Raw genomic sequence first — 17,593 nt, 5'->3', positions numbered from 1 at the left:
TAGTAATAATCTAGGGCTTACACCATTTCACAGAATGCTTGATATAGATACATAGGTAAGGACGCACAGCCAGCTGTGCGTCCTTACAGCTATTCATTTATCTTAGGTTAATAGTTTTAAAACCATTTTTTCGATAAGCCAGCTTTAATGAAGTTTTATACTTGTGAATCTGAGTCAATTGTAGAATTGCTTGAAGAGTCTGTATCAGAGCCTATAGGCTTTTTTTTATGTTTTTTAGATGGGTTTAATACTTCTTCTAATGGATTTTTGATTTCTTCTGTACTAGGTTCTGGGCTAATTGGCCGTGGATCGCCACTATAAATACCAAATATAGCACCAATGTTAAATAGTGCTTCAATGTTAAACCAAGAATTAGCTTGACTTAATGTGTAAGTTGTCATGTCAATTTACCCCTCTTGCAAAATATGAAAGTTTAATCAGATACGGCAGGAAAATTGCGAGAGGACTAATTTGATTATTGAAAAATTTTCAGTGATGTAGTCATCTGTTTAGTAACCAATGTTCTACCTACTTAATAGCTCAACAATCAAGATGAGTCCCAAAACTCTTCTCTGTAAATATCAGTGGCATTTTCAAGTTTTACGCAAAAATCACAAAATTCTTTTACAACGATCAGCCCTGTTGAACTTTGTCCATTGCCAAGTACAAAAAGCAGGGTGTTACTAAACCCCCGAAATTGGGCAATATAATTTATACACTATTCCCGTTAATAAGATACATCAAGCAAATAGCTGATAAATATATCAGTATAACTATGAATCTAGCGATCGCCATTGAGTTATCGTCTATACTGATTTTGCTGTCGGCTGGTAGCAGGAGATATAGAGAAAACCAGTATTAGAGCAGGATGACGCTGACTGAACTACAGATTACACTGTGTGTAATGTCCATCTTCGTTGCCTTTAGCAACACTTAAATAAATTCTTAAAAGTCTAAATCCTGTTATATCAAAAATTACTTATGTCATTGCCACGGCGTAATTTTGGGGAGACTGGCGATTTGATGATTGGAGTACAAAATCAGGAACAAAACCTGCCAGCAAATTCTTCTCCTGTCGGCGCACTAGCCCGCAGAAAAGGTACTATTTCTACATTTCTTGCTCCCTTAACTCAGGATACTTTTAAACAAGTTGTTACAGAAGTTGAGCAGAAGCTACAAATTGTGCATCAAACCCTGTCGATGTTAGATTCTCATGGGTTTGAGACTATTCTGCAAGAAATGTTGCACTCAATTACCCTAAAAACAGGGGAATTACTAGGAGCAGACCGCACGACTATATTTTTGTTAGATGAAGAAAAACAAGAATTGTGGTCAATTGTTGCCGCAGGTGAGGGCGATCGCTCTTTAGAAATTCGCATCCCCGCCGACAAAGGTATTGCAGGTGAAGTCGCTACTTTTAAGAAGGTAGTTAACATACCCTTTGACTTTTATCACGACCCCCGGTCGATATTTGCTCAAAAACAAGAAAAAATCACAGGCTACCGTACCTACACTATGTTGGCCTTACCGCTCTTAAACGAGCAAGGGCGACTAGTAGCAGTAGTACAATTACTCAATAAATTAAAACCTTACAACTCCCCTGAAGCACCACTGGCACAACAGATTGATACCAAAGGTTTTACCAGTGCTGATGAGCAGTTATTCCAAGAGTTTGCGCCATCAATTCGCTTGATTTTAGAGTCGTCGCGCTCTTTTTATATCGCCACACAAAAACAAAGGGCGGCGGCGGCGATGATGAAAGCTGTCAAATCCCTCAGCCAAAGTAGTCTGGATTTGGAAGATACCCTCAAACGGGTGATGGACGAAGCCAAGGAACTAATGAACGCCGATCGCAGTACCCTATGGTTAATAGACCGCGATCGCCATGAACTATGGACAAAAATCACCCAAGATAACGGTTCTACCAAGGAGTTGCGCGTACCCATAGGTAAAGGATTTGCGGGGATAGTAGCCGCATCAGGTCAAAAACTTAACATTCCTTTCGATTTATACGACCATCCAGACTCAGCAACCGCCAAACAACTCGACCAACAAAATGGCTACCGCACTTGTAGCTTATTATGTATGCCCGTATTCAACGGCGACCAAGAATTAATCGGTGTTACTCAACTGATAAATAAAAAGAAAACAGGCGAGTTTCCTCCATACAACCCCGACACTTGGCCCACAGCCCCAGAATGCTTCCAAGCAAGTTTTGACCGCAATGACGAAGAATTTATGGAAGCCTTCAATATCCAAGCTGGGGTGGCTTTACAAAACGCGCAGTTGTTCGCCACAGTCAAGCAGCAAGAACAAATGCAACGGGATATTCTGCGCAGTCTTTCCAATGGCGTAATTTCTACAGATAAGGCGGGGACAATTATTGCAGTTAATGAAAGCGCAGTGCGTTTGTTGGGATTAGAATCCCAGGAGCGATTAGAAGGTAAACTTATTTGTGAAGCGATCGCCATTAAAGAAGGCGATTTTAGCAAATGGTGTGAAGATGCTTTACATGGCGAAGATACCAAACGCCGCCAGCAATATTACCCAGACCGCACACTCGTTAGCAACGACACAGTACAACATAGTATTAATTTATCAATAAATACCATTGCCGATGCCAGCGACCCGCAACAAGTTTGTGGTGCGTTGGTAGTGATGGAAGATATTAGTGATGAAAAACGCCTCAAAAGTACCATGTATCGGTACATGACCCAGGAATTAGCAGAAGAATTGTTGAAATTGGACGATGCTAAACTGGGAGGCGATCGCAAAGATGTTTCTATATTATTTTCTGATATTCGCGGCTACACCACTTTGACTGAGAATCTCCAAGCTGAGGAAGTGGTAAGTATGCTCAATGAGTATTTTGAATCAATGGTAGATGCTGTATTTAAGCACAAAGGCACACTCGATAAATATATCGGTGATGCGATTATGGCTGTGTTTGGTTCTCCCCTCCCCCTAGAAGAACACGCCTGGATGGCGGTACAAACTTCTATAGAAATGCGCCATCGCCTACAGGAATTTAACCAACGGCGTTACGCTGCCAATAAGCCAAGAATTAATATCGGTATTGGTATTAACTCCGATACTGTAATTAGCGGTAATATTGGCTCCAGTAAGCGGATGGAATTTACGGCGATCGGTGATGGTGTCAATCTTGGTTCTCGCCTAGAAAGTGTGAGTAAACAATATGGTTGTGACATTATTATTAGCGATAACACCTTCCGACCATGCCGAGATAAAATTTGGGCCAGAGAACTAGATTACATCCGCGTTAAAGGTAGAAATGAACCCGTATCTATATATGAGTTAGTGGGTTTACGTTCCGACCCCATCAACAGCGAGAAATTACGGGTAATTGAACATTATCATAAAGGTCGAGAATACTATCTCCAGCGTCAGTTTCCCCTCGCAAGGGCAGAATTTGCCCAGGTTTTAGCAGTTGATAAACATGACAAAGCCGCCATGTTGCACCTGCTACGCTGTCAACATTGGTTACAGTCACCCCCTACAGATAGCGAATGGGATGAAGGTGTATGGACTTTTCAAGAGAAATAAATAGATAGACGCTTTTTCATAATATACCTGCGAAATGTGGGATAGATACATGGATAGGGGTGCAAGCTTTGCACCCCTACAGCCGATTCATGTGTTGCAAATATTTTTGGAAATGACAGCTCACTAGTAGAGTGTAAATGCCATGAGCCAATCATTAAGAATGGTTAGGTATGAATGGAAGGACATTTCCTGAAAACAAATTCAGGTCAAAGTATTCAAGCCCCAATGTCAAATTTATTGAGCTTTATTGAGTGGAGATGTCAAACGAGTCTACAGACTTCATCAGTAGCCGTTGAAGTCTTGGTACTTAGAAAGGTCACTCAGGATAGTCAATTAAGTACCTATGTCAAGGTCAGAGAAAAAAATTATTACTCAACACTCTCCACTCAGCACTTTTCAAGAAGCTACTAACTCAGGCTGAGATATCAAACCATTCATAACTTGACGTAACTCACTAATAGTTTGCAATTGATAGTCGCCTGCTTCTTGGACTTGAGCTAAAGATTCACCAATTCCTTGTAGCTTTTTGCGTAACTCATCTACACCATCTTGGATTGGTTGTAGTGCTTCTTGATAAAGATTAATTCGACCCCAACATTCAGCCGTTGTAGTTTTTAAGGCTACTAAGTCAGACTCCATCTTTTTGAGTTCTTGCAACTTTTCTTCCAGATCATGAGCTTGATTATCAATCATGCCCTGATCTAGCTCGATCGCAGAACGCAATTGTTCAATTTCTTTTTCCAGTTGTTGTAATTCTTGAGATTGCTTTTGTCGCTGAGTTTCGACTTGTGACAGTAGTGGGCTGAAATCAATGCTATTATTTTCTTCTGTAGTGTTAACAGGTTGCCCTTGTCTTCGTAGCAGCACATTTTGGTGTTGCTGAATCAGCTTTTGTCTAGCTACTAAATTACGCCGTTGTCCGACTAAAGTTTCATTGAGCATTTGATACAAGTCTTGCTCATCTGACAATTCCATTTGTAAATTAATTAAATCTTGGTCAGATGCTTGACTAATTTTTTGTTGTAAGTCTTCTATAGTTTGTTGTTTATATGTTAGTTCTTGTTCTTGGTCATGAACAAAACTGGAATCTATTTGCAATTTATCATTTAGGTCTTGAATGATTTTTTGCAGTTCATCTAAAGGCATTTGTTCGAGCGCTTGCACATCAACTTTTTGACTAGGCGAAACATTGCCGGAAGTGATAGCCAAAGAGTTAATCTGTTGACATAAAGCATCTTGAGATTGTAACTGCTCCTTGAGGATGCGGAGATATTCTTGCTTACTGCTTAGAGAAGCTGTTTTCACCTTTAATTGAGCAGTTTGCTGGTGTAAAGAATCTTGTGCTTGTTTTAGTAAATTTTGGCGATCGCTATATGTTTGCCCTAGTTGATTAACTTCTTCTTGCTTTTGATTAACTAGAGTCTTTTGTTGTTCAAGGTTTTGCCAATGAGGATTAAGCGTAGCTTGTTGTTTTTCGACTAATTCAAAAGCTTGATGCAGGTGTTCTCTAACAGTCTCTGTAGGAGCAATACGACTAGACAAGCGGTCTAATAGTTCGCTCATCGCCTGACTTTGCGCTACATTTAAAACATTCCCTTCATGCAGACGCTCCTCAAAGCGGCGCTGTTCACCCCGCAAATGCTCCCAAGCACCTTCTAATTCTTGACGGTTGCGTTCAACTTCTGCTTGTAATTTTTCAATTTGTTCGCGGGATGCTTCTACTTCCTGTTGTTGCGCTTCTAGACGTTGGAACTCACCCTCCATTTCGTGCAATTGTTCCAGCCGCGCCTCCATATCCATTTCCCGGCGGTTCAACTCCTGCGCCTGGAATGTCAGCGACTCTTTCCACTGGTCAATTTCGTCTTCTTTGAGCTTATATTTTTCTAACTGCCTAGAAAAGTTCTGCAAAATGTTAACCAGAGGACGACCAGCTTCTTGAAGCCTCTGAACTTGGCGATTTGGTGTAAGTTCCACCAAAACCAGTGCGCCATCATTTAATTTACTAGCTTCATCAGCTGCAATCACTTCTTCCGACACAGTAGTCCAGTTCTGGTCGGTTCGCTGACAGGCTAGCAGTTTCAATTCTGTTTTAGAACTGTTACTGAGTAAGTTAGTAGTGAGTAAGTTACCTTTGGGCTTTTGTACTTCTGCTAAATACAGCACACCACTTTTCCTCTCATGTACTTAAATCTGTGTTTTGAAATATACATTATATAATTCTGCTAAATTGTCTTATTCCGCTTCAATTGAGCAAAATAAGACAAACAAAACTATTTATAGACGCTATATCTAGCGTCTTCATTTTTATAACTGCGAATGTCTTGTTGTCTTTAACATTGTGTACTTGTGGCAGTTATGATGACTTCCGTGTTATCACTAACTTTATCTTAATTTTATTAAGGAAATTTACAACGTCGGGATAAATATATTCTCTAGGTTGTAAAGAAAATGACATGAGGGAGATTAGTGAGATGAGGAAGTAGGTGAGTAAGAGGAAAACTGTGGACTAATAACTAATGACCATTGACCATTGACTCTGGACTAACTTAAATGCAGGGAAATTTACATGAAATCGACGTTCGCAGTATCCTGCAATTGATTGAATTAGGTCAGCGAACTGGGCAACTTTTGATTGAAGTTCCTAATTTATACAGCAGTAACAAAGCTGACACAGACGATGCAGGGGAGACTGATGATACTGGAAAATACCAACAAAAGTATTGGTTGGTCTTTTTTCTTAATGGTCGAATAATTTATTGCCAAGCTGGAGAAAATTTGTCACGGATTGATGATTATTTACATCATCATCGTATAGAAACAAATTTTGATAAGCAGCAACTAACTGGTTTAGGCAAACATAATCCTTCAGAATATGAATATCTTTGGCTATTGTTAGAGGAAAATCTGATCAGCCCGAAAATAGCCGAAAACATCATCTATCGGTTGATTTGTGAAACTTTATTTGATTTGTTCAATCTACAGGAAGGTTATTTTATTTTCCTTGGGGATAGTGCGATCGCACCTCAACTAACTAGCTGGGAGATTTCACCCCTAGTTACTCAAATTACCCAACAATTACAAGGTTGGAACCAGCTATATCCTTATATTCACTCCCCATATCAATTGCTAGTTTTAGCTGACAGAGTTCATTTAAACTCATCACTTCCAGAAGCCACAATCACTAAATTAAAACAATGGGCTGATGGAAAAACCACCTTACGACAATTAGGACGTTATCTCAACCGAGACATTTTGACAGTTGCCAAGGTCATCTATCCTCATGTACAGCAAGGATGGTTAAAACTAACTAGCCCACAAACAAATCAAAATATCCAAATAACACAAGGTAAAAACAAAGCAAAAATATTGTGTATTAACGATACAAAAAGCACTTGTGAAACCATAGAGTCTATTCTGCAAGCCCAAGGATATGAAGCGATGGGCTACACTCTCCCGGAAGTCATTGCTTTAAGCCAGCCCTTAGAAGCTCTGAGTCTAATTGTCCAACTCCAGCCAAATTTAATTTTATGTGACATTATCACACCAGAACTAAATGATTATGAAATTTGTGCCATGCTGCGCCAATCTCAAGTTTTTCGGTATATACCGATGATTATGTTGAGTAGTAAAGATAAATTTATAGATCGAATCAGAACTAGGATGGCAGGTGTCACCGACTATCTCATCAAACCTTTTAATAATGATGAATTACTCATGCTGGTAAAGAAATATCTCAGGGGTTAAAGATTGCCTAAAGGTAGCAGAGGAGCAGGGAAGAATAACTCTTAACTATGGACTATGGACTAATGACTAATGACTAATAACTACTTTGGCCTTGTTAATTTTATAAAAGATGAGGTAAAAAATGTTATCACAGAATGAACCTACTCCGAGTCAAAGTATTATCTAGACAATTAAGCAAAAAAATAGAATTAATTTATACAGTAATTTTTGCAGGGAGATCAGGGAATGTTCCAAACAGGAACGTCTACATCAGGAGGTAGATAGCTATATATGAGTACAGTTCTGATTGTGGAAGACAGTCTTGCACAGAGGGAGATGATTACAGACCTCCTGAAGGCTAGCGGCTTAACAGTCACTCACGCAACCGACGGATTAGAAGCACTAGAGGCGATTAAAGACGAACCTCCTGATCTAGTCGTTTTAGATATTGTCATGCCGAAAATGAACGGCTATGAAGTTTGTCGACGCTTGAAATCAGACCCGAAAACCCAAAATGTTCCTGTGGTGATGTGTTCTTCCAAAGGGGAAGAATTTGACCGCTATTGGGGGATGAAACAAGGCGCGGATGCTTACATAGCAAAACCATTTCAGCCTACTGAATTGGTAGGAACAGTCAAACAACTACTGCGAGGATAAGGATGAAAACAACATGGTCAGCAAACCGGACTTTTTAAATGGCAGTGGTCAAGACCAATTCCGTCCCGAATTTCAAGTAGAAAGTCCCGAAGGTGAGTTACATTTACGGTTTTACATTCCCTCGCATCAGGAGTTTGCACTACCCGCAACTGGTATTCGAGAGGTGATGGAACTGAGTCCTGACAGAATCACCCCGATTCCTAATGCTTCTCCTTTACTTTTGGGTACTTTAAATCTACGCGGTCGAGTAATTTGGGTAGCCGATTTGGGTCAATTTTTAGGAGAAGTAACTCCGCTAAACACAGATAGGGCAGAAATTCCGGTGATTGCTGTGCAAGAGCAAGACACAATCGTCGGTTTAGCAGTAGAAACGGTCGGTGGAATGGATTGGCTTGATGTACAAAATCTCATGCCACCTACAAATACACCGGATACAATGGCTCCCTTTTTGCGAGGGGAGTGGTTATTAGAAACTAAAAACAACCAGTCTCTAAGACTACTTGACCAAACAGCAATTTTGCGGAGTGCGAGGTGGGCAGGATGAAATTGGGAGGGGAGCAAATGGCAGCAAGTATAGACCAATACCTTGAGAAATATCAGCAGGCTAGTACAGCCTACGCGGAACATAAATATGATGTTGCCGCTAGTTTAGTTGATCAGGTCGTGCAGAATGTACCAGATGAGCCAAATTTTCATCTATTACGGGGCCACATCTATTATGTTTTGAAGCAATTCGATGTAGCAACGGCAGAATATGAAAAAGTCATGGAGTTGACCAATGATTTTGAAATCATTGGTATGGCTCAAAATGGTCTAGACAATATTAGCCAATATCAGCAGCTGGCTGAACAAGGCTTTGATGTTGATAGTAGTGACTCAATAGATTTGGGTGCATTTGCTCTTAAAGAGCCTGAAGCATCAGAGTTAGAGGATTTAGGAGCAATTGGCGATTTTGATAATAACAGTTTAGATTTGCTCTCTTTAGAAGAATCTGGAGACAGCACAGATGATTTATCTTTAGACAATCCCTTTGAAACACCTATAGATAGCATTTCTTTTGAAAAAAACACTGAATCTTTAGAATCTATACAAAGTTTTAGTGATAATCCTTTTGCTTTAGATATTGAGCAGAAAGAAGAAAATTTAGATAGTCAGGAAGGGCAAAAAGACTTAGATTTGCCTCTCTTTTGGCAAGAAGATAGTGTTGATAGTACGTCTTTAGACAGTCAATCAGACTCATCAAGCAAAAACTCAAGTAATCTCGAATCACCTTTTGCTGAATTTGACACAACCAATAGTTTTATTGGTCAGGCTTCCGTCACTGAGTTCCTTATGGAAAACAGTCAACAAAGCACTGAAACCAGAAAAGAAGAATCTAAGAATGGCGTAATACCTTTAGAAAATTTATCAGATGAAAATTTAGATAATATTGCTCATCCCGACTCAAGTAATTGGTTACAAGAAATAGCCTCTCAAGAGGAAGTTTTAGAATCACCAGCATCATCTAATAGTGGCTTCATTTTGAAATCACCATCTCCTAATACGATAAAAGAGGAGATAAACAACTTTGATGTTGATGAAGGTTTTGATTTTGAAGCCTTTGAATCGGCTTTTGGGTCAGAAAGCGTATCAATTGATGAAGAGACAAGCGCCGTCTTCAGTAAAGAAAATTCTAAAAGTAATATAGAGTTTTTAGACGACTTTGATGAATTTGACGATTTAGGTAACATTCCTGGGTTTGATTTGTCGGAAGCCGATTCCAGCTTCAGTGATGTAATGCTTTCCAGTTCTGGGGATGTTAATAGCCCTCCTCGTAGCAAAACCACAGAAACTCCAAACGATACTTCAGAGCGCGACGAAGAACTATTTACTATTACTGGCTCTCAAGAAGCAGTACCCATCTTCAGCCAATCAGATGTTCCCAAGGTAGAAGCTAATGTCAGTGTTGAGCAAGGTTGGTTAGCACCATTAGAAAATGCTTCTCTAGACAAAAAACCTTGGTTAGTAGCTGGTACTGTCGGCGTGTTCTCCGCTTTGATGGTAGCCGTAGTTAGCTTTGGTGCGACTAACGTTGCTCCACCAGAACAACGGGAGTCTGTACGTAACACAGGCTGGGCGATGTCATTAGCAGCCGGGCTAACAGGTTTTGCTACAGCCGCCTTTATGGGGAACATGACTCTCAAACAAATCCGCCGCACCACCAAGGATTTACAAGCGCAATTTGATGCTGTGCGTCAAGGTAGCTTAAATGTCCAAGCTACGGTGTTTTCTGAGGATGAATTGGGACAATTAGCGGCCGGCTTCAATGAAATGGCGCGGGTAATTTTTACTACCACTAATGAAGCTCAACGCAAGGCGGATGAGCAAGAAGAAGCTAAGGAAAACCTCCAACGTCAAGTAATTCGCCTGCTGGATGATGTGGAAGGCGCAGCTAGGGGTGATTTAACGGTGCAAGCTGAAGTGACAGCCGACGTACTCGGAGCCGTTGCTGATGCCTTTAACTTGACAATTCAAAACCTGCGGGACATTGTACAACAAGTAAAAGTGGCAGCCAAGGAAGTAACCAAAGGTGCTACCAATTCGGAAACCTTTGCTAGAGCCTTGTCAAGCGATGCGTTGCGCCAAGCTGAGGAGTTGGGAGTTACCTTAAATTCTGTGCAGGTAATGACTGATTCGATTCAACGGGTAGCAGAAGCAGCACGGGAAGCTGAGAAAGTGGCGCGTGATGCTAGTACGATCGCTCTCAAAGGTGGCGAAGCAGTAGAAAATACTGTGGCGGGTATTTTGGAAATTCGGGAAACTGTAGCCGAAACTACCCGCAAGGTGAAACGCCTCGCGGAATCCTCGCAGGAAATTTCTAAGATTGTCGCCTTGATTTCTCAGATTGCCTCGCGTACCAACTTACTGGCACTCAACGCCAGTATTGAGGCGGCAAGAGCGGGAGAGGCTGGACGCGGATTTGCGATCGTAGCTGATGAGGTTCGCCAGTTAGCGGATAAATCAGCCAAATCCTTAAAGGAAATTGAGCAAATCGTCATGCAAATCCAGAGTGAAACCGGCTCAGTAATGACCGCAATGGAAGAAGGTACACAACAGGTAATTAAAGGTACAAAGCTGGCGGAAGAAGCCAAGCGATCGCTGGAAAATATCATCCAGGTGGCAAACCGTATCGACAGTTTAGTCCGCTCAATTACCAGCGATACCGTAGAACAAACGGAAACATCCCGTGCTGTGGCTCAGGTAATGCAATCGGTGGAATTGACAGCTCAAGAAACTTCCCAGGAAGCACAACGAGTTTCCGGCGCACTGCAAAACCTCGTGGGTGTATCCCGCGATTTGATTTCTTCCGTAGAACGTTTCCGCGTGGAAACAATGGAAACAAGATAGTCAATAGTCCCAAAGTCCCAAGTCCCAAGTTTACCAAATTGACTATTGACTAATGACTGTTGACTGTTGACTGATGACTATTGACTATTGACTATTGACTAAAAACTATGCTGCCCGAACAACAACAGAGGATTTTAGGCTACTTTATCGAAGAGGCGAGGGATCACCTGAATACAATCGAACAGGGATTGCTCAATCTTGAGAGTACCTTGAACGACCCGGAAATGATCAACGAAGTTTTCCGGGCTGCTCACTCCATTAAAGGGGGTGCAGCAATGCTTGGCTTAACCAGCATTCAGAACACCTCCCACCGTTTGGAGGATTGTTTTAAAGTTCTTAAAGAGAATCCAATTCAGGTTGACCAAAAATTAGAGTCCCTATTTCTTGGTGTTTCTGATACTCTTAAGGCTTTGTTAGAACAGTTAAGTGGGCCATTTGGTTTATCCGAAGAAGTGGCGAACACTTTGATGTCGGAAACAGAACCGGTTTTCCAATGGTTACATGAGCATTTAGAATTATTGGTGCAGAAAGGTACATCTGGCGGAGCTAGTGAAGTCGCCACCCAGCCAAGCCCAACAGATAGTGTGGGTACACTGACAGAAATCTTCTTCCGTCAAGATGCTGTACATACAGCAGGCGAAGCCCACAGAACAGCTCCAGCAGTGGCAACACAAACAGTAAGTACAGCCGATCAATGGGGTGAATTTCAAGCCCAGGTGCTACAAACACTTAGGGAAATGTTGCAATTATTTAAGCAACCAGCCACACCAGCTTCTAGGCAAAGTCTTCAAGACTGTTGTAATCAGTTAGTCAAAATTGGCAAGACATGGAATTTACCCAATTGGTGTAATTTATCTAAAGCCGCAGCTAATGCGATCGCTAATCAAGAAAATACTTATCTTACTTTAGCTAAAATTGTCATTACAGAAATTAAGCAAGCTCAAGAATTAGTTCTGCAAGGTAGGGAATCCGAAATCACCATCAGTCATCGATTAGAAGCACTTTGGGGTTTCCCAGAAATGCCATTGTTAGAAGTGGCGCAAAATCTACTTGGTGATGTTCCCACGGCTATTAGTCAATCATTTATCGAACTACTCCCCCCCGAACCAAAAACTACTATTACTCATAATGAAAGTAACGAGCCTGTTATTGAGCCACCAACAGATAGCGTCACTAGTCTAACCGAAATATCTCAGCAACTTGAGCCGGAAAATGTCACCGCAGAAAACACGGCAACTGACAATATTTTCTTGGATAGCGAAGACCATACACCACATAGCACTAACAAAATTCATACCCACGGCCCAGAAGTAGGATTAGCTGAGTTAAATACTCTTGCTGATTTATTTGAAGGTGAAACACCAGAGCTAGACGACACATGGCAACAAGAGGAAATTATTAACCTCACAGACACTAACAATTTAGAAGTAGATAATAGTGAAACTAAATCTGAGGGAATTGATAATGATATAGCTGATTTTCTCTCGCTTAATGATGATAGTGAAGAGACTCAAAGCACTACAAATAATTCAGAAGATTTAAGTTTATTATTTGGTGATAACTTATTAGATAAGGATAATTTAGAATCACAAGATTTATTTAAAGCACCAATTACTGCTGAAGAAATATTACAAGAAGCTAAAGAGAACACTATAAAATCCTCAGAAGAAGATGATTTTATAGATGAGTTATTAGAATTATCATCTAATAAAGATAGTTCATCTGTCGTAGAATCAGTGACTAATATTGATGATTTATTCTTAGAAACAGATATAAATGTAGATGGTTTAAAAGAAACAAAATTATCAAATAATCCAGAAACTAATCTATCAACACCATTAGAAGAATCATCATTAACTAATTTATTTAGTGATTTGGGTGAAGGTTCTCTACTACCTACAGACGAATCGGAATTGAGTGATTTATTTGATTTGTCATCATCACCAGCAATATCAGGAGTTACAAAAACAGAAGATGATTTAGATAACTTCTGGGATTCAGAAGCAGAGATTGAACCAGGGCAAATATTAGAATCTGTATTAGAGCAAGATATAGCTCAGGCTTTAGAAGCAAGTTTGTTTGCGGCTGCAACTTCAAGCGATCTCTTTGCGGAAACTCCACATTCTACATTGCCAATAGGAGAAAATCTTCACACAGAAGATTTAGATATAACTTTCCTACAGGAAGAAGAACAGTTAGATTTAATATTCTCAGAGCAGACTGGGGATGATTTGTTTGGCGAACTAACAGCCGATAATTCTATTATTGATCCGAATATTGATCTGCTGGCAAGTGAACAACTTTCAACGCCAGAAACTCATAGTTTTTCTCAACAACCAGAAGTATTAGATTTTACTCCTGAATTTACTACCCAAATTCAAGAATTAGCTCCTGCTGAATTAGAAGTTGATTTATTCCAAGAAATCAATAGTGAGGCTACAGCACCAGAAAGTTCAGCAATTTTAGAGAATCATGATTTATTTGCAACTGCTGATACTGTAGATTTACTATCATCGCCAACAGTTGAAGAAAGCAGTGAACTAGATTTATTGATTACTGATAATGATTTATCAGGGTTAACTGACGAACTTACAGCCATCACTTTTGAACAGACAGATGATTCTGGTAGGATAGAAACAGTTATCGAATTTGTTGCGCCAACAATAGAAGAAAGCAGTGAGCTAGATTTAGGTGATGATTTACTGATTACTGATAGTAATTTATCAGAGTTAACGGGCGAACAGACAGATGATTTGGGTATTCTAGAAACCCTTTCACCACCAATAGTTGAAACAACGGATGAACTAGTTTTAGGTGATGATTTATTAATTATAGATTCTGAGAATCCAGAATTAACTGACGACCTAACGAATATTACTTTTGACCAAATAGATCATTCCGTTAGCTTAGAAACGATTTCGTCTCAAGAAAGCAGCGAGCTTGGGTTCATTACCGATGATTTATCAGATTTAACTAGTGCCTTAACAAATATTACTGTTGAGATGACAGATGTTTCTGGTAGTTTAGAAACGCTTTCATTACAAGAAAGCAGCGAACTTGAGTTAGGCGATGATTTATTCAACATTGATGCTGTTTTATCAAATATTACTGTTGAGCAGACAGATGTTTCTGGTAGTTTAGAAACGCCTTTAGTACAAGAGAGTAGCGAAATTGAGTTAGGTGATGATTTATTTAAACTTGATGCAGGTTTATCAGATATTACTGTTGAGCAGCCAGATGTTTCCGATAGTTTAGAAACGCCTTTAGTACAAGAGAGTAGCGAAATTGAGTTAGGTGATGATTTATTTAACCTTGATGCTGATTTATCAGATATTACTGTTGAGCTGACAGATGTTTCCGATAGTTTAGAAACGCTTTCAATACAAGAGAGTAGCGAAATTGAGTTAGGCGGTGATTTATTCAAGATTGATGCAGGTTTATCAAATATTACTGTTGAGCAAAAAGATGTTTCTGGTAGTCTAGAAGCGCTTTCAGCACAAGAGAGTAGCGAAATTGAGTTAGGCGATGATTTATTCAACATTGATGCTGTTTTATCAAATATTACTGTTGAGCAGACAGATGTTTCCGATAGTTTAGAAACGCCTTTAGTACAAGAGAGTAGCGAAATTGAGTTAGGTGATGATTTATTCAACCTTGATGCTGGTTTATCAGATTTAACTTTAGATGAGTCCATCACGGAAACTCATGGTTTAACAGATGTCGGGGTTGAGGATATATCTATCTCAGAATCTAACGGACTGGAGTTAATTACAACTAGCAACAGTCTAGAAACCATCGATTCTGAAAACGCAGATGAATTTGCTGATTTATCAGCGCTTTTGGGGGATGTAAGTTCTTTATCGGAAACTGTAGCTAAGGCTGAGGAAAATGTAATCCTAACTAACGCCGAGACTCACATCCAAGATGAATTTGCTGATTTAGAAGCATTATTAGACAGAGAATCTACACTTAGTAACGAAAATGATGCTATAGCAATAGATGATTTTGCTGTCTTAGAAGCGTTGTTGAGTACAGACAATGCAGAAGAACTAAATGAATCGCAGCCAGCTTTAGCCAAAGTTATACCAATTACGCCTAATGTTCCTCCTGCTGCACCGGAATTAAGAGATGAATTTAGTGATCTGGAGAAACTGTTAGCAGAAGCAGACCAAAGTATTTCTCATTCATCATCAGTTAAACAAACTGTAGGTAAAACTCAACGTGGTTCTAATCGGCGGACTGCAAGATTTGAAGAAACGATGAAAGTGCCGGTGAAGCAGTTAGATGAAATGAGCAATTTGGTGGGTGAGTTAGTGGTTAACCGCAACACCTTAGAACAGGATCATGAACGGTTGCGACAATCATTAGATAACTTGCTGATTCAGGTACAACAACTCTCTGATGTAGGCGCAAGGATGCAGGAGTTGTATGAACGATCGCTTTTAGAAGCTTCTTTGTTAGCCAGTCGGAAAACTACAGAAGTTACTTACCAAGAACCAGACGCAAATAGCGATCGCGGTTTTAGTGAACTAGAAATGGATCGCTTCACTCCCTTCCACACGCTTTCCCAGGAAATGATTGAACTCATTGTCAGGGTGCGGGAGTCAGCAAGTGACATCGACTTCGTTACCGAAGAAACTGAGCGAGTCGCCAGACAATTCCGCCAAGTCACTACCCAACTACAAGAGGGACTAACACGCGCCCGCATGGTTCCATTCTCCCAGACAATTGACCGCTTGCGCCGTGGGGTACGAGATAATGCAATCAAGTTTGGTAAACAGGTGGAATTAGTTATCGAAGGTGGGGATACTTTAATCGACAAGATGATTTTGGATCATCTCAATGACCCACTGACGCATATGTTAAATAATGCGATCGCTCACGGTATTGAAACCCCAGAAATCAGGCAAGCTGCCAATAAACCACCAGTGGGAACCATTACTATCCGCGCTTTCCACCAAGGGAACCAAACTGTAATTTCTGTGGGTGATGATGGTGCGGGGATTGATACAGAACGCATCAAAACTAAAGCTGTGAAACTGGGAATGATGACACCAGCACAGGCGCAAGCTATGTCCCGCATGGAAGTCTATGATTTATTATTCCAAGCTGGTTTTAGTACCAAAGACGAAGCCGACGAAATCGCTGGTCGGGGTGTGGGTATGGATGTGGTGCGGTCGGAAATTAGCGAAATTCGGGGTATTGTCAATACAGATTCCACTTTGGGCAGGGGAACTACCTTTACAATTCGTCTACCACTGACACTAAGCATTTGTAAGGCTTTATGCTGCGTCTCCGATAAAGCACGGATTGCCTTCCCGATGGATGGTGTTGAAGATACTTTAGATATCCCAGCGAAAAACGTTCAACATAGTGCTGATGGACAGTCATTCATTTCTTGGCGCGATACGGTTTTACCATTCCGACCTTTGAAAGACTTGTTAACCTTCAATCGTCAACTTAGTCGCGGTAGTGTCTACGGCGGTACAAGAGATGATGATATGATTTCCGTGGTTGTGGTGCGATCGGGTAATACTTTAATCGCCCTGCAAATTGACCTAGTACTAAGTGAACAAGAAATTGTTATTAAACAATTTGAAGCCCCAGCACCTAAACCAATAGGTGTGGCAGGTGCTACAGTCTTGGGTGATGGTCGTATCATGCCAATTGCCGATGTACTGGAAATTATCGATATCTTCCAAGGGCGGATGTCCAAGCACAGTGGTAACACGCCTTGGCAACACGCAACACCACCTACTGCGGTAGAAGCCCAGGTTGAGAAGATTGACCCGACTGTCTTGATTGTGGATGACTCCATCACCGTTCGAGAGTTGTTATCACTCACCTTTAACAAAGCTGGTTATCGCGTTGAACAAGCTCGTGATGGTCAGGAAGCTTGGGATAAACTCCGCTCTGGTCTACCTTGTGATATCGTCTTCTGCGATATTGAAATGCCCCGTTGTGACGGGCTGGAGTTACTCTCACGCATTCAAAAAGATTCCAACCTCAACCACTTACCGATTGCTATGCTTACCTCAAGGGGCGCGGATAAACACAGACAAATGGCTATTCAACTAGGTGCTAGTGGTTACTTTACTAAGCCTTACTTAGAAGAAGCTTTGTTAGAAGCCGCAGTGCGGATGTTGAAGGGAGAGAAATTAGTAGGTCACGGTAACAGTTAAGGTATGGGAGATTTTTCTCTGTGCCTCTGTGTTTAATAAATTATTTTTACTACAGAGTCACAGAGACACAGAGTTTAAGA

At 40.7% G+C, this 17,593-nt stretch carries 8 protein-coding genes; 6 read left to right on the top strand and 2 right to left on the bottom strand.

Features of this window, described 5'->3' with window-relative positions; all coding sequences use genetic code 11:
• Window positions 1–155: 155 nt before the first annotated feature.
• Window positions 156–401: a hypothetical protein gene (locus tag NSMS1_RS18000; protein ID WP_224086129.1), complete on the bottom strand. Its 246-nt coding sequence runs from the start codon at window positions 399–401 to the stop codon at window positions 156–158.
• 580 nt (window positions 402–981) lie between these two features.
• Here NSMS1_RS18000 and NSMS1_RS17995 point away from each other — a divergent pair.
• Entirely contained in the window at window positions 982–3,564 is a 2,583-nt protein-coding gene (locus NSMS1_RS17995; protein WP_224086128.1) for a GAF domain-containing protein, read from the top strand.
• Between the two features lie 396 nt (window positions 3,565–3,960).
• Here the strand turns inward: NSMS1_RS17995 and hmpF are convergent, their stop codons facing one another.
• Window positions 3,961–5,727, bottom strand: a complete 1,767-nt coding sequence (gene hmpF, locus NSMS1_RS17990; protein WP_224086127.1) for a pilus motility taxis protein HmpF — start codon at window positions 5,725–5,727, stop codon at window positions 3,961–3,963.
• 387 nt (window positions 5,728–6,114) lie between these two features.
• Between hmpF and NSMS1_RS17985 the strand changes: the two genes are divergently transcribed.
• The 5 genes from NSMS1_RS17985 to NSMS1_RS17965 all read left to right on the top strand — a co-directional run bounded on the left by NSMS1_RS17985 (window position 6,115) and on the right by NSMS1_RS17965 (window position 17,513).
• Complete coding sequence (locus NSMS1_RS17985; protein WP_224086126.1) at window positions 6,115–7,308, top strand: response regulator; 1,194 nt, start codon at window positions 6,115–6,117, stop codon at window positions 7,306–7,308.
• A 270-nt stretch (window positions 7,309–7,578) separates the two neighbouring features.
• Window positions 7,579–7,944, top strand: coding sequence for a response regulator transcription factor (locus NSMS1_RS17980; protein WP_224086125.1), 366 nt, complete (start codon window positions 7,579–7,581; stop codon window positions 7,942–7,944).
• 13 nt (window positions 7,945–7,957) lie between these two features.
• Window positions 7,958–8,488 (top strand): chemotaxis protein CheW, encoded by a 531-nt coding sequence (locus NSMS1_RS17975; protein WP_067774323.1) that lies wholly within the window; start codon window positions 7,958–7,960, stop codon window positions 8,486–8,488.
• 17 nt (window positions 8,489–8,505) lie between these two features.
• Window positions 8,506–11,331, top strand: coding sequence for a methyl-accepting chemotaxis protein (locus tag NSMS1_RS17970; protein WP_224086124.1), 2,826 nt, complete (start codon window positions 8,506–8,508; stop codon window positions 11,329–11,331).
• Between the two features lie 107 nt (window positions 11,332–11,438).
• Entirely contained in the window at window positions 11,439–17,513 is a 6,075-nt protein-coding gene (locus NSMS1_RS17965) for a response regulator (protein WP_224086123.1), read from the top strand.
• The last annotated feature ends 80 nt before the right edge of the window (window positions 17,514–17,593 follow it).

The organism is Nostoc sp. MS1 (genome assembly GCF_019976755.1).
Taxonomy (GTDB): Bacteria; Cyanobacteriota; Cyanobacteriia; order Cyanobacteriales; family Nostocaceae; genus Trichormus.
This window is presented reverse-complemented; position numbering and strand designations above follow the sequence as displayed.